The sequence below is a fragment of the Mesorhizobium sp. Mes31 genome, from assembly GCF_024519675.1.
Lineage (GTDB): Bacteria > Pseudomonadota > Alphaproteobacteria > Rhizobiales > Rhizobiaceae > Mesorhizobium.
Window position 1 is genome coordinate 38,428 of record NZ_JALJRL010000007.1, and the last position, 21,115, is coordinate 59,542.

A 21,115-nucleotide genomic window follows, 5' to 3' on the forward strand; every position below is an offset into this window, starting at 1 on the left:
CCCCCCGCTTTTCCACAGTTTTTGAGCTTCATTGACAAGCCGCGGCGAAGTGGCTAGAAGCCCGCCCGCATGAGACGGGCTAGATGCCCGCATGCGGATGGTCCGTCACGACGTTGGCCTCGGGACGGCCCAAAAGGGCGGCTCGTGATCAATCGGAAAGTTCGGATTTAAAATCGGCGCGAGTGACGCCGCAAAGCTTGTGCGCACGGATCACGAGTATAAACTCGGGCCAGTTTGAAGCCTGAGCAAGGAAGGTCAGTTTTCAGATGAATCTGCGCATATCGGGAAAACATATGGATATCGGCGATGCGTTCCGGACACGCATCAACGATCGCGTCGGCGAGGCGATCGGGAAATATTTCGATCGCGGCTTTGCCGGACACGTCACAGTCATCAAATCGGGCTCGCGCTATTCGGCGGATTGCATGATCCGGCTGGATTCCGGCGCCTCGCTGCAGGCCACGGGCGATGCCCAGGACCCGACGCTCGCCTTCGAGGCGGCGGCGGATCGTCTCGAAACCCGTCTGCGGCGCTACAAGCGCCGGCTGAAATCGCACAATTCGGGCGCCGCCAACGGCGAACCGACCGACATTGCCTACACGGTGATGGCGCCGCTTGCCGATGATGACGAGGACATCCCGGAAAATTTCGCGCCGGCCATCGTCGCCGAATCGACCATGAGGCTGAAGACCATGTCGGTGGCGTCGGCTGTCATCGAACTCGATACCAAGGACAGCCCGGTCTTCGTCTTCCGCAACGCCGGAAACGACCATCTCAACATCGTCTATCGCCGGCCCGATGGAAACATCGGCTGGATCGACCCGTCCACGACCAAGGTCGCACAGGAATAAAAAGCCGGCCGCACGAGGGGTGGGGACTGGTGACGGCAGGCGAACAAGGGATTTTCAAGCATGGGTCTGAGCGATCTTATCAACGTTCCGGCGATAATGCCGGCGTTGAAGGCGAACTCCAAGAAGCAGCTTCTGCAGTTGCTATCCGAGCGCGCAGCGGCGATTTCGGGCATTCCGGAGCGGGAAGTGTTCGACACCATCCTGCAGCGTGAACGGCTGGGCTCGACCGGAGTGGGCAACGGCATCGCCATTCCGCACGGCAAGCTGGCCGGCGTGAAGCGTATCGCCGGGGTTTTCGCGCGGCTGGAGACCCCGGTCGATTTCGAGGCGCTGGACGATCAGCCCGTCGATCTGGTGTTTCTGCTGTTGGCGCCTGAAGGCGCGGGCGCCGACCATCTCAAGGCGCTGTCGCGCATCGCGCGAGTGCTGCGCGACGCCGATACGGTGGCCAAGATCAGAGGCACGCGCGACGCTGTTGCGATCCACGCGCTGCTGTCGGACACCCAGGCCTCCCACGCGGCCTGAACTTTCCGGAAGAGACCGCCACACGGGCCGCCATGGGCGGCCCTGTCCGTTTCAGCGGGCTGCTTTCAGTGAATGGCGACCGTGGTCAGGTCGTTTTCCATGGCGCCGGCCAGTGCACGGTCACGCGCATCCGAAAGCAGGATCGGCTGGCCATTGGCGGCAAACAGCGCCCACAATTCCATGCCGGGTGCGATTTCGCCGAGATTCGGGAAGCGGCCGAGCAGTTCGTCGCTCGAGACCTTGCGCAGATAAGCGACCGAGCCCTCGCCGAGATGGGCGAATTCGCCATTGGTCATGGTGATAGTTTCAGTTCTGGTCATTTCAAGCCTCCTTGGCGCGAGACGCCGCTCAAGGCCATCCCACATGAGAGCCATCGGTAAAGATCAGTCTTTCACCGATATGTTTATTTTCCGTACCAGCCGTTCAGACTCCGGCCGATCGAGATCGATCGACAAAAGGCCGTTCTTCAGCTCCGCCGCGATCACCCGCATGCCGTCGGCCAGCACGAAACAGCGCTGGAACTGGCGTGCGGCGATGCCGCGATGAAGGAATTCGCGCTCGGTGTCGTCGGTCTGACGGCCGCGCACGACCAACTGGTTTTCCTCCGTCGTGACATCGAGATCGCTTTCGGCGAAACCGGCGACGGCCAATGTGATACGCAACCTTTCGGTCTTGCCGTCGGCGCCGCTGAGGCGTTCGATGTTGTAGGGAGGGTAGCTGTCACCGGATTTCGCCAGGCGTTCCAGGGTCTTTTCCATGGCGTCGAAGCCAAGGAGAAGCGGGCTGGAAAAAGGCGTCATTCGGCTCATGTTACACTGTCCTCTCAAGAGCGACATAAAGTGGAAAAACCCGGATGGCATTTTTCCCGATGGTCTTGATATGGTCCGCCCCGGGGCCAAGTTCAAGCCATCAAAAAGCCCGCCCAAAAAGACCACGTCGTGGACTCACAAGAATGATCGACATGGCGCTTGAAACGGCAAGCAGATGCAACGAGAAGCGCGACGGTCGGGATTATCTCCCCCGGTCGAGCGGTTCGACGTGGCAGCTCGCGGTCGCTGCGGCGCCCTTCGGATGTTTCGACCGGATTCATTCAAGTGCATGGCCTAGCCAAACAAGGAATTGAAATGCCCCAATCACGCAAGATCATCATCGACACGGATCCCGGCCAGGATGACGCCGTCGCCATTTTGCTGGCGCTCGGCAGCTCCGAGCTGGAGATCGTCGGCATCACCGCCGTTGCCGGCAACGTGCCGCTGAAGCTTACCGAAAAGAATGCCCGCAAGATCTGCGAGCTGGCCGGCCGGCCGGATATCAAGGTCTATGCCGGCGCCATCCGGCCGTTGCTGCGCGAGCTGGTCACCGCCGAGGAAGTGCATGGCAAGACCGGTCTCAACGGGCCGCAATTGCCCGAACCGACGATGAAGCTGCAGGAGCAGTACGCGGTCGATTTCATCGTCGAGACGCTGATGAAGGAAGAGGCCGGCACCATCACGCTTTGCCCGCTCGGCCCGCTGACCAACATAGCGCTGGCGCTGATCCGCGAACCGCGCATCGCACCGCGGATCAAGGAAATCGTGCTGATGGGCGGCGGCTTCTTCGAGGGTGGCAATGTGACGCCGGCGGCCGAATTCAACATCTATGTCGATCCGCATGCGGCCGATATCGTGTTCAAATCCGGCATTCCCATCGTGATGATGCCGCTGGATGTCACCCACAAGGCGCTGACCACCGCCAAGCGCACGCAGGCCTTCCGCGCACTTGGCACCAAGGTCGGCACCGCGACCGCCGAGATGCTGGAGTTCTTCGAGCGCTTCGACGAGGAGAAATACGGCACCGACGGCGGCCCGCTGCACGACCCCTGCGTCATCGCCTATCTGTTGAAACCGGAGCTGTTCAAGGGCCGCAACTGCAATGTCAGCGTGGAAACCGCCTCGGAACTCACCATGGGCATGACCGTGATCGACTGGTGGGGCGTTACCAAGCGGCCGAAGAACACCATGGTGATGCGCGACATCGACCATGACGGCTTCTTCGCGCTGCTGGTGGAGAGGCTGGGGCGGCTTTAGGGCAATTCGAGGAAACGCGCGAAACGGTTTTCGGCCGGAAATGCATCAAAAAGAGAAATAGAGCGGTTCGGTGAACCTTTTTAGATCCGTTCAGCTGCCCAGCAGCCGATAGGTTTCGACGCCGTTCTCGCAATGCTGGCGTTTGACTGGAACCTGCGAGCCGACGGCCAACAGCTGGCCAGGATTGCCGTATACGAACACCAGCGAGCCACTCTGGCGCAGGCGGAGATTCCGTAGAGACTGCGATTTCCGCCGCCATCCAGGCCGTATCTGGTTGAAGTCGTGCCGACGAAGTTAACCACTGTGCCTATGTCGCGGTCGAGGCTGACGCCAGACCGCAGACACCGACTATGGGACCTGTCTGGAGAACGCCCTTGAGATCCTCTGGCGTGATCATCAGAGCCACTGCCAGCGGCGCTTTTGCCATAAGACTCATTCTGGAAACCGGTAGAAGACGAAGCCGTTGTCGCGTGTCACGCGTTCAATGCTGGCATCTGACCCAATTAGATGCGGGCGGTCGTCGTCGATGAGCACAGACGAGCCATCATTGAGAACAAGCACATAGAGAATGTACCTACCGTCTCTCCATTGGGCACTTTTGATCGTTGCATCGATGGCACCGACAGACCGGATTGGGCTTTCGTTGTTGGCCCATTTGTTTGCCGCCAACATGAGCATAATCGCGAACGCACCAATGAAGAGGATCACGCCAGGCGCGTTCCTCTTCAAAACATCCCAAGTCCAAAAGACAGACATGAATCCCTCAACACAGATTCATGTGGTGGTGGGAGAGAACACTTTCAATCGGTTGCCATTCCAGGACGCTGCAACTCTTTGCGGCGCCGGCCTGGCGGCAGCCTTTACTTCGACCTTGAAAACGCCAGCCACAAGCCGCCGCCAACCAGGAAGCTGCCGCTGATCCTGGACATGAGCTTGATGCGGCTGGCCGACAGCAGGCGCCCGGCGCGGCTGGCGGCCAGCGCATAGGTCGAGTCCGAGACGGCCGCGAAGATCATGGCGGTGAGGCCCATGACGACGATCTGCAGCGAGTAATTGCCCTGCGGCGCGATGAACTGCGGAAAGAAGGCGCCGAAGAACACCAGCGTCTTGGGGTTGCTGAGCGCCACCAGCAGGCCCTGCAGGAAGAAGCCGCCGCGCGGTTTCCTCGCCGTTCCATCGGCGTTCAACGTGCCCTTGGAACGGAACATCTGCACGCCCATCCAGATCAGATAGGCGGCTCCGATCAGCCGCACCCATTCGAACCAATGGCCCATGCCCGCGATCAGAGTGTTGAGGCCGATGCCGACAATAGCGATCATGACGGCCAGCCCGGCCTGCGTGCCGGCAACATTGGCGAGGCCGGCGCGGGCGCCATGGCGGATGCTGTTGGCGATGATCAACGTGACCGTCGGGCCGGGCACCAGGATGATGACGATGCAGGCGAGGACATAGGCGGCGTAGAGTTCCAGCGACATGATTTTCCCTCGGAATGCCGCCGATGCGGCGCGGCTGGCGACAATCAATGCATGACAAGGATGCTCGCGCAAGCCTGCCCGCGAGGCCCTGTGATCCGCCAGCGCACCCGGGTCAGGCGCCGGCGGGCCAGGGCAGCATCGCCTCATAGGCCGCCGCTGCCTTCAGCACGGCGAGGTCGCCGCGCGGCCGCCCGATCAACTGCATGCCCATTGGCCGGCCCCTGTCGTCGAAGCCGACCGGCACGTTGACCGCCGGGCAGCCGCCCAGGGTGGCGAAGGCGGAAACCTGCATCCAGCGATGGTAGCTGTCCATCGCCCGGCCGGCGACTTCGCGCGGCCAGTGCGTGCCGACATCGAAGGGGAAGACCTGCGCGGTCGGCAGCGCGATGAGATCGAAGCGGTCGAAGATCGACAGCAGCGTTCGATGCCAGGACGTGCGGATGACCGAAGAGGCGCGGATCTGCGGCGCCGTCAGCCGCATCGCGTTCTCCACTTCCCAGATGGCTTCCGGCTTCAGCAGGTGGCGCTTCGCGGGATCGTCATAGTGGGTCTTGAGCGCACAGCCGCTGCTGGCCTGGCGCAGCGTCACGAAGGCCTGCCACAGCGCTTCGAAATCGACATCCGGCAGCAAGGGTTCGCTAGGGAAGGATGCATCAGCGAACCGGTTCAGCGCGGCCTCGCACAGATCGAGGATGCCCGGTTCGATAGGCAGGTAACCGCCGAGATCACGGAGCCAGGCGATACGGCCGCCAGTCGCTGCCGTTGCAAGCCCTTCGAGGAACGCCCCTGGTTTCTCGTAGGACAAGGGCGCTCGCGGATGATAGCCCGCCTGCACGTCGAGCAGCAGCGCCATGTCGCTGATATTGCGGCCCATCGGCCCGTCGACGCCCATCTGCGCGTGGAAGACCTCAGGGTCCGGCCCGCCAGGGACAAGCCCTTGCGACGGTCGGAAGCCATAGACATTGTTCCAGCCTGCCGGATTGCGCAGCGAACCGCCGAAGTCGCTGCCATCGGCGACAGGCACCATGTCGAGCGCCAGCGCCACCGCCGCGCCGCCGCTCGAGCCGCCGGCGGTCAGGGCCGGATCGAAGGCGTTCAGCGTCGGCCCGAACACGCTGTTGTAGGTGTTGGAGCCAAGGCCGAATTCGGGGACATTGGTCTTGCCGATGATGATGGCGCCGGCGTCACGGATACGCTCGACGAAGAAATCGTCTTCCTGCGGCACGAAATCGGCGAAGATCGGCGAGCCGAACGAGGTCGTGAGGCCGGTGGTCGAGGCGAGGTCCTTGATGGCGATCGGCAGGCCGAAGAGCGGACCGGTTTCGACACCTGCCTGCCGCCGGGCATCGGCCGCATCGGCCTCGCGCAGGATATCGCCACGGTCGCGCAACGAGACGATGGCGTTGACCAGCGGGTTGACCGCCTCGATCCGGTCGAGGAAGGCAGTCACCACCTCGCGCACGGAAAGCTTCTTGTGTCGGATCGCAGCGGCAAGCGCGACAGCGGACATACGGCAGATGTCGCCGGCCGGCTGCACGGCATGCTTCGTCCGAGGGCGCGTCATCTCAACGGGTTTCCTGAAGCGCCTGGTCGACATCCTTGGCCAGCGGGATCGCCGGCTGGGCGCCCGGCTTGAGGCAGGCCAGCGAACCAGCCGCGCCGGCGCGCGCAAGCGCCTGTTCGAATGTGAGGCCGGACGAGAGGCTGGCGGCGAAATAACCGCAGAAGGTGTCGCCGGCGCCGACCGTGTCGACAGGGGTGATCTTCATGGCCGGAATGGTCAGGAAATCGGTCGGTGTCGCCGCCATCACGCCGTCGCCGCCGAGCGTGACGACGATGGTGCGGCCGGTTTTCCCGGCAAAGTCGCGCATGCGCGCCGCCCGGTCGCGGCCGCTCAACTTAAGCGTCTCGCCGTAGAGGTCGAACTCGGTCTCGTTGGCCACGACATAGTCGGCCTTGTCGAGGAAGGCGGCTGCCTCGCCCTGGAAGGGGGCTGTGTTGAGCACGGTGATGGCGCCGGCCGCTCTTGCCTGGTCGAGAGCTGCGCCGACGGTCGCAAGCGGGATTTCGTGCTGCAGCAGCACGACATCGCCTTTTTTCAGGAAGGCTTTGGAGAGGTCGCCCGGCAGGACGGATGCGTTGGCGCCCGGCACCACGGCGATGATGTTCTCGCCGTCATCGCCGACCATGATCAGCGCCGTACCCGTCGAGGCAAAGGTCTCGGCGACACCGGACAGGTCGACCTTGCCTTCGCGCAGCAACGCCAGCGCCTCTGCGGCGAAGCTGTCCTTGCCCACGGCGCCCACCATCCGAACGGGGGCGCCGGCGCGGGCGGCAGCCAGCGCCTGGTTGGCGCCCTTGCCGCCGGGCGCAGTGGTGAAGCTCGAGCCGCCCACCGTCTCGCCGGGGCTCGGCAGGCGGTCGACTTTGGCGATTAGGTCGAGGTTGATCGAGCCGACAACGATAATCAAGGAATGCCTCCTGCTGAATGCGCGGGAAGCTACCCTGTAAGACCGCTGGTTTCCAGAGGTTGCTGATATCGCAGGCGCCACGGTGTTGGGCCATTCGCGCAGGTCAGCAAGGTGATGTCATTTTCCGTATGACGTACAACGCCGGCGAAAGGATTTCGCCGGCGTTGCAGCATCCGAGCCATCTCAAGACGTGACTTGCCCTGCTTCCCAGCCCAGGATGGCACGCTTGCGGGTCAGGCCCCAGTGATAGCCGGTGAGGTCGCCGGATTTGCCGATGGCGCGATGGCAGGGCACCACGAAGGAGAGCGGGTTGGCGCCGTTGGCGGCACCCACGGCACGGCTGGCGCTCGGCGCGCCGATGCTGGCGGCAATCGAGGAATAGGTGCGGGCCCTGCCCATCGGGATATTGAGCAGAGCCTCCCAGACACGAACCTGGAAGTCGGTGCCGATCATGACGACATGCAGCGGCTGGTCGGGGCGCCACAGTGTCGGGTCGAAGATGCGCGCGGCATAGGGTCCGGTGGCGGCCATGTCCTCGACATAGATGGCGTTCGGCCAACGGCTGGACATGTCGGCGAAAGTGGCGCGCTCCTCGCCCGGATCACTGAAGGCGAGGCCGGCAAGCCCGCGGTCGGTGGCCATGATCAGGGCAGTGCCGAACGGCGAGGGATGGTAGCCGTAGCGGATGGTGAGGCCGGCGCCGCGCGTCTTGTAGTCGCCCGGCGACATCGCCTCATGGGTGACGAAGAGGTCATGCAGCCGGCCGGGGCCGGACATGCCCAATTCGAACGATGTTTCGAGCAGCGGCATGCCGGAATCGAGCAGTCTGCGCGCATGGTCGAGCGTCACCGCCTGCAGGAAGGCCTTGGGCGACAGGCCGGCCCAGCGGGTGAAAAGCTTCTGCAGGCCGGTCGGCGTCTCGCCGACCTCCTCGGCCAGTTCTTCCAGCGACGGCTGGTCGCGATAGTCGAGGCTGATCTTCTCGATGGCGCGGCGCACGATTTCGTAGTCGCTGCCTTCGGGCGTGATGTCCTTTTTGAGGACTGCTGTCTGTGTGCTCATCGAACTGTCTCCTCGGTCAGGAATATCGCCCCTTGGGGCGTCGGTCGCCACCCGAAACTTGCCTTCTTGCCGCGCATACCCAGATAGACACGGAATTTCGAGCCCAGGAGGCGCCGATGGCTGGCGAGAAAGTGCATCTGACGGGCGAAAAGGAAACCTTGCTGATGACGCTCTACGGCAAGGCGCTGGAGAGCAGGTTGCCGGATTCACTGCTCGGGGATCATTTCGCCGACGAAGCGGTGCGCAAGATCGACTATGATTTCTCCAGGCTCAGGGTCGACGCCAATCTCGGCGTTGGCCTGGCGATCAGGGCAAAGACACTGGATATCCGCGTCGAGGACTTTCTCGCCAGAAATCCCGACGCCATCGTGCTGCATCTGGGGTGTGGGCTCGATACGCGCATATTCCGTGTCGATCCGCCGGCCGGTATCGAATGGTTCGATGTCGACTACCCGGAAGTGATCCAGCTCAGGCGCAAGCTCTACCCGTCCCGGGACCACTACCACCTGATCGGTTCGTCGCTGACCGAACCGGATTGGCTGGCTGAAGTGCCGCGCAGCCGGCCGGCCGTCGTGGTGGCGGAAGGGCTGACGCCCTATCTCCCCGCCGATGAGGGGCCGCGCCTGCTAGCGCGGCTTGTCTCGCATCTTGCCAGCGGCGAGCTGATGTTCGACGCCTACAGCCATTTCGGCCTGACGCTGCTTCGTCTCAATCCGACCATCAAGGCGACGGGCGCAGAAGTTCATTGGGCGATCGACGATCCGCATGAACTGGAGCGGGCCGTTCCGAAGCTGCGATTCATCGAGGACGTCTCGGCCTACAAGCCCGAACACGCCGCCCGCATGGGCTGGTCCGCCAAGCTGTTCGTTCGGCTTTGGAGACACATTCCAGCATTGCGCAAGGTCGGCAGGCTTTTGCGCTACCGGTTCTGACAACGGAAGTTCAACATATTGGGGTGGTTGCCGCTGCTAGAATATCTTTATCCTCGCGCGCCTGTGGCCATTCAAACGATGCCGATCACGTTCTGACCAGCGAACTCAACTTGCTCCGCACGTAATATCCCACTATTGTGCATATCGCTCGCCTAGCGGGGAGGTAAGCTTGGCTAAAATAAGATATGCAGTTCTGTTCGTCGGAACAGCAATTGGTACTTTTCAACTTCAAGAGACTGCTTGCGCCGGCAATTTTCGCGACAAGGATTCGTGGTGCAAGCAGGTCGCCACTCTTGACGGGCCATTGGGAGCTGCGCATTCGTTCGCAAAAGTTGCCGGGCTCCCGAATGACGACCTGTTGAGAGTAAAACCGAAATCAGTGGTGATTTTAAGCGGGCAGACTGTTTCAGATGCAATCGCAAACAATGATTTCTTGCCTGACAAGAGTAACTTAAAAATTGTCTCGTATCTAAATCCTTCTATCAAAGACATTGACAATATCAAGAAAAATCAGGTGTTATTTGTTCCATCTCTGGAGATATTTAAGGACGGAAACTGGATAGACTACAAACCAAATAATCCAGTTGACGGATTTGTGCTCGATTACCGGCTGGCTCCGAAACTAAAAAATACCCTTCAAGAAGATTCAAAAGATATTAAAAAGAGTATTGAGGCGATCTATGCCGGTGGCGGAGCAAATGCCGACGAAAAACGCATATTGGACAACTATCTTGTGAAAGCCAAGAAGATCGAAACGCCGAGCTGGACCGACTATACAAACGCGGTATCAATCAGTGATTCCTATATCACCTTTTCTCAGCAGAACAATGATATTGCGAAGGCGATTGTCGATGCCAAGAGTGAAGGCGTCAATTTGCCAGGTGCTACCTTAGTAATGCTGGAATCATTACAGCAATCGACACCCGATGCTGGTGAGCAGCGGGACGATGTCGTTTCTGTAACGGTCAATACCGAAGATGATTCTGGAAATAAAATAGATGGTCTAAATCTAAGATATATGTCTGCCGGTGCATTCGAAATAGGATGCGACAGGGCAAGGGATGCTCATAATTTTGCGACGCCGAGCTACAATGCGACACAAGTTTTAAAGAGAACGAAGTGGTATGTGTGGGCTGAGGACAAAAATTCGGATACTGTCACCGACTACAAAGAGATAGATCTTACTACAGTTCAGGATTTTACATTTATAAATAAGCTACTGATTAAGAAAAAATAGATGGACAAATTCGTCGACAAGGCGGCTGGGCCAATATACGCCCTTTTTTCAGAAATGGGCGGGATCGTATTTATTCCAGTCATACTGGTCGCGACCGCAGCAGGCGTTTATTTGGGAGGCATGATGAGTGGCAAGGCCAAGGGTATTACCATGGCTGTTGCTCTCACTATGTACTTTGGATGGTCTTTGGTGTTCGTATTCTCTTATGAGTACGCTCCCGGTCAGTCGCGGCACATGATCTCCGGATGGCGCCTGAATCCTCCGGCCGAGGAATATATTCTGCAAAACCCTGCACTTTTACAAATGAGCAGAGACTACGTCAGTGCGGAGCTAGTTAAAAATTTCAAGGCACCGGTATATGTGTGGGACGGAACTGATCTGTTTTTTTCAAAGGCGATGGGTTGGGTTTCTATGACGGCGATTTTACTGGCGCTTGGTGTGCTGCTCTCGAGCTTCAGGAAGGAGAAGCCTAGGGCTTGATCGTGCATCGAAGGTAAGCGAACCAGAACATGCTACTTGTCAGCGCGCCCTGGCGGTCGCCAGAGCCCGCGAAAAGGCGGTGGCAAAACTTTCGCGAGAGTCGGGATCCAGGAAAGACCCGATCGCCACGTTCTGGCCTTGCGCTTCCACCGTCATCCTGGTGATGCCGATCTCGGCATGACGAGCGACTGAAAACCGTGCCCAGAACGGGTTGAAGCGGTGTGCTTCCGATTTTCCCGAGGGCGCGGTCTTGCGGATGTCGAGGCTGGTGCGGGAAACCGACACTTCCTCGCGGGCGCGGGCGGCCCGATAGTTGGCACGAAAGGCGATGTAGACGGCGACCACGTCGAGGCCGAAGAAGCCGAACACCGGCCAGGCGCCCCGCGACAGGAAAAACGCGCCGGTCACCAGCCAGCCAAACAGCAGCGCGCCCATGAGGACGAAGAAGCCTGTCCTGCCCAGCGACCGGTGCGGGGTCAGCAGTGCCTGAAAGAACGGTTCGTCGGCCTGAAATGAGGCGTTTGTGTCGCTCATGACTGGACATTATAGGAAGAGAATGGCGAGCCCCAAGTCCAAAGAGTCTTCGATGCCCAAAAAAGAGCTGCCGGCCGGACTGCGCGACGGTTCGAACGCCAAGCCGCGACCCCGGCCGGTGCGGCGCTCGTCGCGCTACAGCTCGGCTGAAGTGCACGAGATCTTCCGGCGCTTCTCCGTCCAGCGGCCGGAGCCAAAGGGCGAGCTCGAGCATGTCAACGCCTTCACGCTGCTGGTGGCGGTGGTGCTTTCGGCGCAAGCGACCGACGCCGGCGTCAACAAGGCGACGCGGGCGCTGTTCAAGGCCGCCGACACGCCGCAAGAGATGCTGGCGCTCGGCGAAGCCAAGGTCGGCGAGTATATCCGCACCATCGGGCTCTGGCGCAACAAGGCCAAGAACGTCATCGCGCTGTCGGAGGCGCTGATCCGCGACCATGGCGGCGAGGTGCCCGACGACCGCGACCAGCTGGTCAAGCTGCCAGGGGTCGGGCGCAAGACCGCCAATGTCGTGCTCAACATGGCTTTCGGCCAGCACACGATGGCGGTCGACACGCACATTTTCCGCATCGGCAACCGGCTCGGGCTGGCGCCCGGCAAGACGCCGGAACAGGTCGAACAGGGGCTGTTGAAGATCATTCCGGACGAGTATATGCGCCACGCTCATCACTGGCTGATCCTGCACGGCCGCTATGTCTGCAAGGCGCGCAAGCCGGATTGTCCGGCCTGCGTCATCGCCGACATCTGCAAGGCTGCCGAGAAGACAACCAGCATTCCGGCACCCTTGGTGCCGATCGCTCCTCTTGAAACGGTTGCCGCTGAAGATCAGCTGCCGTAGCCGCGCGCCATCGCCGCGGCGAAGACCGGAACCAGCAGGAAGATGAACGCCTCGGCGCGGATGTAGGTCTTCACCGAAGCAAGCTCGGCTGCCGGCACCAGGAACGAGGGATCGGCGCTTGCCTGCCGGTTCCAGGAAATGAAGCGGACGGTCGGGACGATCGACAGCAGTCCCACGACCGCAAACGCCGCCATCTTGGCCCAGAACACCCAGTTATAGACATAGAATTCCCAGCCCTTCAGGCCATAAAAGACGCGGCCGATGCCGACGACGATGATCAGCGCGGCGATGATGCCATAGTGACGGTCGATGCCGACGAGCCGCTTGAGCGTGGTGGCGGGCAGGTCGCCGCGGATCAGCACGAATTCGGCGCCGATGATCCCCGCCAGGGAAAACACCAGCAAATGATGGACGATGGCGAGGACGAGATCGGTGGTGTCCATGTCTTTTCCCTCGAACAAACAGGCCGGCACGCGGATCGCGGCGGCTGAATCACGCTTTGGTGAAAGTAGCACCACTGACGGAAAATCCCATCCCGAAGCTCGAGCAGAACAGGGCCTGCCATGATCGCCGGATGTCGTTCGCACCTCGCCATCGGCAGCGTTGACGCTGGGTTCCGGCACGGTGGGTTTGGTCGCATGACTGGATTGAAAACGCTCCCTGAACCCGATGCCTGACGATGTCCGCGCCGCCCTGACGGAGCGCGGCCTGATGGCGACGTATGGGGCCCGGCCGGATTACCAGCAGAACGATTATCTCGGCTGGATCGTTCGCGCCAAGCGACCGGATACAAGGAAGAAGCGGCTCGATCAGATGCTGGACGAGTTGCAGCGCGGCGGCGTCTACATGAACATGGCCTGGCGCGGCTGAGAACGATTGTCCTGCCTGGAAGATGACATATCCTGCCTTGGCCCTTGCTTGGCCTTGGCCATTTGCTATGCGCCGGGCAGACAAGCGAGGCAGAGTCCATGAGCAGTCCAAAAGCACCCGGCGTTCCTGTCATCGAGACGGAGCGAACCCTCCTGCGGTCACACCGAATGCAGGATTTCGAAGCCTATGCCGCCATGTGGGTCGATCCCGTCGTCACCCGTTTCATCGGCGGCAAGCCGCGCACGCGCGAGGAAAGCTGGATGCGCTTCCTGCGTCATGCCGGTTTGTGGTCGCTGCTCGGCTACGGTTTCTGGGCGATCGAGGAAAAGGCGACAGGCCGCTTCATCGGCGAGGCGGGGTTTCACGATCTGAAGCGCGATATGGAGCCGTCGATCGAAGGCATTCCCGAGGCCGGGTGGGCGCTGGTTCCGGCCGTGCACGGCGCCGGTCTTGCCACCGAGATCGTCAGCCGGGTGCATGCCTGGGGCGACGAGACGTTCGGACGTGCGAGAACCGTCTGCATCATCGATCCGGAAAACACGGCTTCGCTGAATGTCGCGGCCAAATGCGGTTACCGGGAACTGACACGGACCCTTTATCACGATGCCCCGACCATCCTGCTGGAACGGCAGGCACAAGGCGGCCTCTCAGCCGGAGCCCAAGGCGCCTAGCCGACGTTGCGGCGCAGCTTCCGCGCCAGATCGGCCCACGGATCGGCGGTGTCGCCCGCGACAGGCGTGACGTCCCGGCCGCGCAGCACCGTCGTGGCATCGAAAGGCCGCGGCCTGGCGATCGCAAAGCCCTGCGCATAGTCGACGCCGATCGTTTTCAGGGCGGCGACGATGCCATCGCTTTCGACGAACTCGGCGATGGTGCGCTTGCCCATCACCTTGCCGATGTGATGGATCATCTCGACCATGGCACGGTCGATGCGGTCTTCCAGCATGTCCTTGACGAAGCTGCCGTCGATCTTGAGGTAATCGACCGGCAGGTGCTTCAGATAGGCAAAGGACGACATGCCCGAGCCGAAATCGTCGAGCGCGAAACGGCAACCCAGCCCGCGCAGATCGGCAATGAAGCGCATGGCATTGGCGAGATTGGCGATGGCGCTGGTCTCGGTGATTTCCAGGCAGATCATGGCGGGCGAAATGCCATGGACGAGGAACTGCTCGCGCAGGAAGCCGAGAAATGCCTCGTCGCCGAAAGTCGCCCCGGAAAGATTGATGGCGCATGTGGCAATCGGCGCCATGCGCGGATCGGCCTGCCGCGCCGCCAGGATGCCGAATGTGTTGCGCACCACCCAGCGATCGATCGACGGCATCAGGCCGTAGCGCTCGGCCGCGGGAATGAAGCTTTGCGGGCTGACGACGCCGCCGTCTTCATCGGTCAGCCGCAACAGGATCTCGATATGCGCGCCTGCCTCGGCAACGTCGTCGCCGAGCGGCGAGATTTCCTGGGCATGAAGCCTGAAGCGGTTTTCTTCGAGCGCGGTGTGCAGGCGCTGGACCCAGGCCATCTCGCCGAAGCGCTCCCGCAAGGCCATGTCGCCATCGTTGTGGATCTGGACGCGGTTGCGGCCTCTTTCCTTGGCCATGTAGCAGGCAACGTCGGCGGCACGCAGCGCCTCCTCGATCGTCACCTCGGCATTGGCAATCTGCACCATGCCGATGCTGACACTGGTGTTGAAGGGCCTGCCATCCCAGGCGAAATGCAGGTCCTGAACGGCCGCGCGCAGCCGTTCGGCGGTCTCGGCGGCGGTTTCGCAATCGCTATCCACGAGCAGCACGCCGAATTCGTCGCCGCCCAGACGGGCGAGGACATCACCCAATCGCAATTCGTGGATCAGCAGCGCGGAAATCTGGCGCAGCAACTGGTCGCCCGCGGCATGGCCGCAGGTATCGTTGACCAGCTTGAACTGGTCGAGGTCGAGATACATCAGCGCGTGCTGGCGAGGCCGGTCCTGCAGATCCGAGATCGTTCTTTCCAGCCGGCTTTCGAAATCGCGCCGGTTGGCCAGCCCCGTCAACGCGTCATGCGACGCCTGCCATGAGAGCCGTTCGATATAGTCCTCTTCGCGCGTCATGTCGTGGAAGGCGAGCACCGCGCCGACGACGTGGCCGGCGACAAGCAGCGGCGCACCGGTCAGCGCGACGGGAACAACGGAGCCGTCCGTTCGCCGCAGCAATTGCGGACGAACGCTGGAACGGCGCGGTTCGCCGGCTAGCAGTCGGTCGATCAGCTCCGTGTCCTCAACGCCGGTGTCCTTGTCCTCAAGGCGAAACAGCGATGCGATCGGCTTGCCTCTGGCGGCACTGAGCGGACATGCCAGCAATCTTTCCGCGACGGCGTTCATATAGTCCAGCCGGCCACCGGCGCCGGTACTGATGACCGCCTGGCCGATGGAAGCCAGGGTGATCTGGGCGCGCTCACGCTCTGCATTGAGTGCCATCTGGAACGCCTGGCGCTGCGCCAGGAGCTTGCGCGTGCGCCACACGGCAAGCAGGATCAGCAAGGCAGCGGTGACGAGATTGGCAAAGGTGAGTAACGTGTTGATGAAGCGCGATCCCTCGCCGAGGCTGTCCGAGAAGGCCTTGGAGAGCGGACCGATCTGACGATCAAGCTGATGGATCTCCGCCTTCCAGACGCTGACCTGGGCTGCCGATGCTGGTCCCTCGCTCAGCTTCTCATGTATCGCCTCGCCAAGCCGCTGGATGGCGAGGATCATGGTGTCGGCGGCGGTCCAGTGCCGAATGGCGGTATCGAGATAGCTGAAGCCACGGAAATTCTGGAGCAGCCAGATCATCCCGGTCACATCGTCGGTGTGATTTCCGCCTTGCAGGAAGCCGGCGCGCGCCGCTTTGGTGTCGGGCTCGGACTGCTCAAGCGCAAGGCGAGCTGAACGATCGGCCAGCGGAACGGCGATTGCTTCGCGGTACTCGCTGAAGAATTCCTCGTTACCGGTGTCGGCATAGAGGCTGAGGAAATAGATGGCGTGTTTTTGCCCCTTGGACCACTGGCTTTCGCCGCCGACATAGGCGCGAACCGCCGACAATGTGTGGAGGCTGAGGCTGGCCACCAGCGCCTGGACGAGGACGACCGCGACGAAAGGCCATACGAGCCCGAGAAGGCGGGGGCTCGCGTCCATCGATGACAACTTCATCGAATTTCCATGGACTTGCCACGATCCTGTCAGTGCGTCTGTCCGACCGTTTCATCCGTCGGTTCAAGACGCTGTTCTTCCCTCATGTCGCTCAGTTGGCGACAACTGTCCGGTTATCACAAGCGGGCTTAACAGCAAATAAATTGTTCAACTATTTGCGCGCCCGTTTTTTGATTTCAGCGATCTAATATTACGTAGCAGTCAAACGACTGCTTCAAGTTGAATCAGATTGTATTTAAAGCTTCTGAGGAACAGTCGGCGGAAACGGACCGCAACAAGGGCCCGCTGCGGCGCGAATGGTTGTGGGCCAATACCGGCACGCCGGTACGGCCGTTCCCTGAGACGACACCGGTGAGAGGGTCCTACGTCGGATCGATCGGCAGAGGCTGGGTAATCGTCAAGGTCTTCACCAGCGTCGAAAGGTCCGGTTCATCGATGAGCATCGCCGCGTCGGCCGGGGCCAGCCAGGCCCGTTGCCGTCTCTTGGCTTCCTGCCAGTCGGCCAGTTCCTCCGTCACTTTCAGCAGATAGACGATGACGTCGACGCGGACAAAGCGGTTGGCCAGCCGCTTCCAGTAGGAATAGATGCCCGCCGGTTCCTTCAGCGTCTTGCCGAGCACGCCGGCTTCCTCCTGCGCCTCGATGGTGGCCGCCTTGCGACCGCTCTTGCCCTTCATCGGCCAACCCTTGGGCACGATGAAGCGCCTGGTCGTTCGCGACGTGACCAGCATCACCTCGATATCGCCGCGGGCGTTCAGCCGAAAGGGGATAGCCGCCACCTGACGGATCCTCTCGCCCTTCTTTGCCTTGCGCGCGGCCTTTTTCTTGGTGGCTGCCATTCGTAAACGATCCAGTCGAAGCAATGCCGCATAGCGCGACGGGGACACCGTTGCAAAACCAAAACGCCCGCCGGCGCCCCGAGGCATCCGAATACATAAGTCGGCTAAATAAATGAAAAACGCCGGCTTGTCAGCGGCAATTGGTTACAGCGGTGTTGCCGATTATCTGCGTCTGGCAACTTGGCTGGAGCTGCGGCACGACCGGACGTGGCTGCGGCACGATCTGGCGGTCCTGGTCACGATACTGCTGCTGCTGCTGCTGGTATTGCTGCCGCTGCACCCTGTTCTGCAATATCTGCAGGTCGTTCTGCCGGATGAGTGCGTTGCCGGGGTCGAGGACCTGCGCGGAAGCCGGCAAGCCAACGCCTGCCAGCATTGCCGCTATAAAAACAATCAATGGTCGAAGCGCCGACATCCACTCATTCCCGCGCCAACAGATACTTACCCTTAATATAGGTCGTCCGTGCGGTTCTGCCATATGCGGGCGGCGATCGAAACGAAATCGGTCTGTCGTCGCGATCTCGCCGCGGCAAGGCAAGGGTGGCATTGTTCAGAAGTGTCCGTCGAGCGGCGGTCGCGGTGCGTCTCACGAGCGGTGGAATGTTGGGCAGCGCCTTTTCGCCAGCACTGCTCACACGACGATCGTTTTCAACCGTTCGGCGATCAGCGCGGCGAGCCGCGCGGCCACCTCGTCCTTGCCCATCTCCGGCCATTCCTCGACGCCGGCTTTAGACACGATCCGCACCCGATTGCGATCGCCGCCCATCACCCCCGAAGGACCGATGCCGCTGGTCTGCGACACGTCGTTGGCGACGATGAAATCGGCGCCTTTCTTCCTGAGCTTGGCCTCGGCGTTGTGCAGAAGGTCCTGTGTCTCGGCGGCGAAGCCGACGACCAGCGTCGGTCGCTGCCTGTGATGGCCAACCCCTGCGAGAATGTCGGGGTTTTCGACCATGCGCAGCACCGGCGGCCCTTCGCCCGCGACCTTCTTGATCTTTTCACCGGCCGAATTCTCGGTACGCCAGTCGGCAACGGCGGCAACGAACACCGCCGCGTCGGCGGGCAGAAGCTGTTCCACCGCATCGCGCATCTCTTGCGCACGTTCGACATGGATCGTCTTCACGCCGGTGGGGTCGGCGATGCCGACGGGGCCGGAGACGAGGCGCACATCGGCCCCGAGCCTCGCCAATGCCGCCGCGATGGCGTGGCCCTGCTTGCCGGACGAACGGTTGGCGATATAGCGCACGGGATCGATCGGCTCATGCGTCGGACCGGAGGTGACGATGATCTTGCGGCCCGACAATGGTTTCGGGCTCACATCGAGCTGCGCCTCGATCGCGGCGACGATCTCCAGCGGCTCGGCCATGCGGCCTTCGCCAGCCTCATTGCTTTCGGCCATCTCACCTTTGGTCGGCCCAACGAAGGTGATGCCGTCCTTCTGCAACGTTGCGCGATTGCGATGTGTCGCAGGATGCGCCCACATCCTGGGGTTCATGGCCGGCGCCATCAGCACCGGCTTGTCGGTGGCGATGAGCACGGTGGAGGCAAGATCGTTGGCATGGCCATTGGCAAGCTTGGCCATCAGGTCTGCGGTGGCAGGCGCCACCACCAACAGGTCTGCCTCGCGCGACAGTCTGATATGGCCGACATCGTGCTCGTCCTTGCGGTCGAACAGTTCGGTGAAGACATGGTCGGCGGAGAGGGCGCCGACCGACAGCGTGGTGACGAATTCCTGTGCCGCTGCGGTCATGACCACCCGCACCGCGGCGCCGCGCTCGCGCAGACGGCGGATCAAGTCCAGCGCCTTGTAGGCGGCGATGCCGCCGCCAATGATGAGCAGGATGCGTTTGCCTGAAAGCGTGCCTCGCGGAAAGGTCTTGCCTGCCGGGGCGCCAGCCGGGATCGCCGCGCCGTGCATGCTGGTCAGTTCGCGCAGTGTTTTCTCGATCTGGTCGATACGGCCCGGACCGATCTCACCGTCAACAGCGGCCCGGATCATGACCCGCGCCTGCTCTTCCATGGAACGGTTGTTCTCCACCGCGAGTCGGCGCAGCAGCTCCTTGACCTCATCGTCAAGGTTGCGGATGGTGATGCTGGCCATTTGATTGCACTCTGCCGCGACTATCGATGGCAATGATAGCAATGCAATCAAAGTACTGCAAGTTGCGAAGCAGGACGCCGCTTTGGCGCTAGATGATCTTCCAGGCGATATAGACCAGCGTCAACGCGATCACCCACAATGCCAGGCGGCCGGAACGGCTGTAGCGCGCCTCGGCCTTGCCGATGGCGCGGGCAGTCGTCTCGTCGAAGCGCAGGCCGTGCTCGGCCATCAGGTCGATCTCTCGCGACAGCCGCTCGGTGCGCGCGGCCAGCTCGGGCGCCTGGCGGGCCAGCGTCAGCAGCGCCTTGGCGCTGTCGCGTACATCGATCATCATGCCGCGCGGGCCAAGGTTGCCGGCGATCCAGCCGCCAACCACCGGTTCGGCCGTCTTCCACATGTTGAAGGCCGGATCGAGCGTGCGCGCCACACCCTCGACAACCACCATGGTCTTCTGCAGCAGGATCAGTTCCGGCCGCGTCGCCATGTCGAAGAGTTCGGTCACTTCGAACAGCAACGTCAACAGCTTGGCCATCGAAATGGTCTCGGCCGGCTGGCCGTGGATCGGTTCGCCGATGGCGCGGATCGCCTGCGCGAAAGCCGCGACATTGTGCTGGCGCGGCACGTAGCCTGCCTCGAAATGCACCTCGGCGACACGCAGGTAGTCGCGTGTGATGAAGCCATAGAGGATTTCGGCGAGGAAGCGGCGCTCCTTCTTGCCGAGCCTGCCGGCAATGCCGAGATCGACGGCGACGATGGTGCCGTTCGCCTCGACGAACAGATTGCCCGGATGCATGTCGGCGTGGAAGAAGCCGTCACGCAAAGTATGGCGCAGGAACGACTGGATGAGGTTGGCGGCGATCGCCTTCAGATCATGCCCGGCTGCCTCCAGGCCAGCAATATCGTTCATCTTGATGCCGTCGACCCATTCCATGGTCAACACGTCGCGCCCGGTGCGCTCCCAATCGACGGATGGCACACGGAAGCCGGGATCATCCCTGGTGTTCTCGCCGAGTTCCGAAAGAGCGGCCGCCTCGAGGCGAAGATCCATTTCGATCTTGGTGGTCTGCGCCAGCGTCTCGGTCACCTCGACCGGCCGCAACCGGCGTGATGACGGGATGTATTTCTCCTGCAGGCGAGCGGCGAGGAAATAACTTTCGAGGTCCTGGAAGAAGCGGCGGCGCACGCCCGGCCGGATGACCTTGACCGCCACCTTGGTGGCAACGCCGTCATGGATGGTGTCGGCGGCATGGACCTGGGCGATGGAGGCGGCGGCGACCGGATCGCCGAATTGCGCATAGAGATCGCCGACCTTGCGCCCGAGCGAGGCTTCGATCGCCGCGATCGCCTCGGCCCTGGGGAAGGTGTGCATCTTGTCCTGCAACATGGCGAGATCGAGCGCCATGTCATTGCCGACGACGTCGGGCCGTGTCGCCAGGAACTGGCCGAGCTTGACATAGGACGGCCCGAGCCGGACTACCGCCTTGGCCAGCCGGTCGCTGCGCTCATAGGCGAGCGCGCGGCGGCGGGTGAACAGCCGCGCCAGCCGCCAGCCGAATTTGGGCAGGCCGTTCAGTTCCTCGCCCGGCAAGGCGGCGACGACACCCTCGCGGACCAGCACCCAGCCGGCCCGCACCAGCCGAAATCCTGCGCTGACAGTGCTCATGGTTGCGCCCGTCC

23 protein-coding genes are annotated in these 21,115 nt (G+C 61.8%); 9 read left to right on the forward strand and 14 right to left on the reverse strand.

Going from position 1 to position 21,115, the window contains the following annotated elements:
• Positions 1 to 266: 266 nt before the first annotated feature.
• Positions 267 to 851, forward strand: coding sequence for a ribosome hibernation-promoting factor, HPF/YfiA family (gene hpf, locus NR193_RS13725; RefSeq protein ID WP_256751352.1), 585 nt, complete (start codon positions 267 to 269; stop codon positions 849 to 851).
• Between the two features lie 60 nt (positions 852 to 911).
• The gene (gene ptsN, locus NR193_RS13730) at positions 912 to 1,376 is read left to right on the forward strand and encodes a PTS IIA-like nitrogen regulatory protein PtsN (protein ID WP_091583220.1); all 465 of its coding nucleotides are present in this window, start codon (positions 912 to 914) and stop codon (positions 1,374 to 1,376) included.
• A 65-nt stretch (positions 1,377 to 1,441) separates the two neighbouring features.
• Here ptsN and NR193_RS13735 read toward each other — a convergent pair whose 3' ends face one another.
• Together NR193_RS13735 and NR193_RS13740 are read right to left on the reverse strand one after the other, a co-directional pair.
• The gene (locus tag NR193_RS13735; protein WP_013529590.1) at positions 1,442 to 1,696 is read right to left on the reverse strand and encodes a DUF1150 family protein; all 255 of its coding nucleotides are present in this window, start codon (positions 1,694 to 1,696) and stop codon (positions 1,442 to 1,444) included.
• A gap of 63 nt (positions 1,697 to 1,759) precedes the next feature.
• Entirely contained in the window at positions 1,760 to 2,185 is a 426-nt protein-coding gene (locus NR193_RS13740) for an Hsp20 family protein (protein ID WP_023760739.1), read from the reverse strand.
• 315 nt (positions 2,186 to 2,500) lie between these two features.
• Here NR193_RS13740 and NR193_RS13745 point away from each other — a divergent pair, with 315 nt between their 5' ends.
• Positions 2,501 to 3,442 (forward strand): nucleoside hydrolase, encoded by a 942-nt coding sequence (locus tag NR193_RS13745; RefSeq protein ID WP_256751353.1) that lies wholly within the window; start codon positions 2,501 to 2,503, stop codon positions 3,440 to 3,442.
• Positions 3,443 to 3,874: 432 nt separating this feature from the next.
• On the opposite strand, the gene NR193_RS13750 is transcribed toward NR193_RS13745, so the two are convergent.
• The 5 genes from NR193_RS13750 to NR193_RS13770 all read right to left on the reverse strand — a co-directional run bounded on the left by NR193_RS13750 (position 3,875) and on the right by NR193_RS13770 (position 8,450).
• The gene (locus NR193_RS13750) at positions 3,875 to 4,198 is read right to left on the reverse strand and encodes a hypothetical protein (protein ID WP_256751354.1); all 324 of its coding nucleotides are present in this window, start codon (positions 4,196 to 4,198) and stop codon (positions 3,875 to 3,877) included.
• A gap of 104 nt (positions 4,199 to 4,302) precedes the next feature.
• The gene (locus NR193_RS13755) at positions 4,303 to 4,917 is read right to left on the reverse strand and encodes a LysE family translocator (protein WP_256751355.1); all 615 of its coding nucleotides are present in this window, start codon (positions 4,915 to 4,917) and stop codon (positions 4,303 to 4,305) included.
• A gap of 112 nt (positions 4,918 to 5,029) precedes the next feature.
• Positions 5,030 to 6,481, reverse strand: a complete 1,452-nt coding sequence (locus NR193_RS13760; RefSeq protein ID WP_256751356.1) for an amidase — start codon at positions 6,479 to 6,481, stop codon at positions 5,030 to 5,032.
• Between the two features lies 1 nt (position 6,482).
• Positions 6,483 to 7,388: a ribokinase gene (locus NR193_RS13765; protein ID WP_256751357.1), complete on the reverse strand. Its 906-nt coding sequence runs from the start codon at positions 7,386 to 7,388 to the stop codon at positions 6,483 to 6,485.
• A 183-nt stretch (positions 7,389 to 7,571) separates the two neighbouring features.
• A complete protein-coding gene (locus NR193_RS13770; RefSeq protein ID WP_256751358.1) occupies positions 7,572 to 8,450 on the reverse strand; it encodes a bifunctional helix-turn-helix domain-containing protein/methylated-DNA--[protein]-cysteine S-methyltransferase in 879 nt (292 codons plus the stop codon).
• Between the two features lie 116 nt (positions 8,451 to 8,566).
• Here NR193_RS13770 and NR193_RS13775 point away from each other — a divergent pair, with 116 nt between their 5' ends.
• The 3 genes from NR193_RS13775 (at position 8,567) to NR193_RS13785 (ending at position 11,099) form a co-directional block, all read left to right on the forward strand.
• Entirely contained in the window at positions 8,567 to 9,382 is an 816-nt protein-coding gene (locus NR193_RS13775) for a class I SAM-dependent methyltransferase (protein WP_256751359.1), read from the forward strand.
• A 169-nt stretch (positions 9,383 to 9,551) separates the two neighbouring features.
• A complete protein-coding gene (locus NR193_RS13780; protein WP_256751360.1) occupies positions 9,552 to 10,619 on the forward strand; it encodes a hypothetical protein in 1,068 nt (355 codons plus the stop codon).
• Entirely contained in the window at positions 10,620 to 11,099 is a 480-nt protein-coding gene (locus tag NR193_RS13785) for a hypothetical protein (RefSeq protein WP_256751361.1), read from the forward strand.
• A gap of 39 nt (positions 11,100 to 11,138) precedes the next feature.
• Here the strand turns inward: NR193_RS13785 and NR193_RS13790 are convergent, their stop codons facing one another.
• Entirely contained in the window at positions 11,139 to 11,633 is a 495-nt protein-coding gene (locus NR193_RS13790) for a DUF2244 domain-containing protein (protein ID WP_256751362.1), read from the reverse strand.
• Positions 11,634 to 11,655: 22 nt separating this feature from the next.
• Here NR193_RS13790 and nth point away from each other — a divergent pair, with 22 nt between their 5' ends.
• Positions 11,656 to 12,468, forward strand: coding sequence for an endonuclease III (gene nth, locus NR193_RS13795; RefSeq protein WP_256751363.1), 813 nt, complete (start codon positions 11,656 to 11,658; stop codon positions 12,466 to 12,468).
• On the opposite strand, the gene NR193_RS13800 is transcribed toward nth, so the two are convergent.
• Positions 12,456 to 12,911 (reverse strand): DUF2214 family protein, encoded by a 456-nt coding sequence (locus tag NR193_RS13800; RefSeq protein WP_256751364.1) that lies wholly within the window; start codon positions 12,909 to 12,911, stop codon positions 12,456 to 12,458. The two genes, nth and NR193_RS13800, sit on opposite strands and share 13 nt — an antisense overlap.
• Before the next feature lie 226 nt (positions 12,912 to 13,137).
• On the opposite strand from NR193_RS13800, the gene NR193_RS13805 reads away from it, so the two are divergent.
• Both NR193_RS13805 and NR193_RS13810 read left to right on the forward strand, forming a co-directional pair.
• Positions 13,138 to 13,338, forward strand: a complete 201-nt coding sequence (locus tag NR193_RS13805; RefSeq protein WP_256751365.1) for a YdeI/OmpD-associated family protein — start codon at positions 13,138 to 13,140, stop codon at positions 13,336 to 13,338.
• Positions 13,339 to 13,436: 98 nt separating this feature from the next.
• A complete protein-coding gene (locus NR193_RS13810) occupies positions 13,437 to 14,009 on the forward strand; it encodes a GNAT family N-acetyltransferase (RefSeq protein ID WP_256751366.1) in 573 nt (190 codons plus the stop codon).
• On the opposite strand, the gene NR193_RS13815 is transcribed toward NR193_RS13810, so the two are convergent.
• The 5 genes from NR193_RS13815 to ubiB form a co-directional block, all read right to left on the reverse strand.
• Entirely contained in the window at positions 14,006 to 16,498 is a 2,493-nt protein-coding gene (locus NR193_RS13815; protein ID WP_256751367.1) for an EAL domain-containing protein, read from the reverse strand. The genes NR193_RS13810 and NR193_RS13815 overlap by 4 nt on opposite strands.
• Positions 16,499 to 16,860: 362 nt before the next feature.
• Complete coding sequence (locus NR193_RS13820; protein WP_256751368.1) at positions 16,861 to 17,337, reverse strand: NUDIX hydrolase; 477 nt, start codon at positions 17,335 to 17,337, stop codon at positions 16,861 to 16,863.
• A gap of 130 nt (positions 17,338 to 17,467) precedes the next feature.
• Complete coding sequence (locus tag NR193_RS13825; RefSeq protein WP_256751369.1) at positions 17,468 to 17,752, reverse strand: hypothetical protein; 285 nt, start codon at positions 17,750 to 17,752, stop codon at positions 17,468 to 17,470.
• A gap of 216 nt (positions 17,753 to 17,968) precedes the next feature.
• Positions 17,969 to 19,438 carry a bifunctional phosphopantothenoylcysteine decarboxylase/phosphopantothenate--cysteine ligase CoaBC gene (coaBC, locus tag NR193_RS13830; protein ID WP_256751370.1) on the reverse strand — a complete coding sequence of 490 codons (1,470 nt, stop codon included), beginning with the start codon at positions 19,436 to 19,438 and terminating at the stop codon, positions 17,969 to 17,971.
• Positions 19,439 to 19,526: 88 nt separating this feature from the next.
• A complete protein-coding gene (ubiB, locus tag NR193_RS13835; protein WP_256751371.1) occupies positions 19,527 to 21,101 on the reverse strand; it encodes a 2-polyprenylphenol 6-hydroxylase in 1,575 nt (524 codons plus the stop codon).
• Positions 21,102 to 21,115 lie beyond the last annotated feature (14 nt).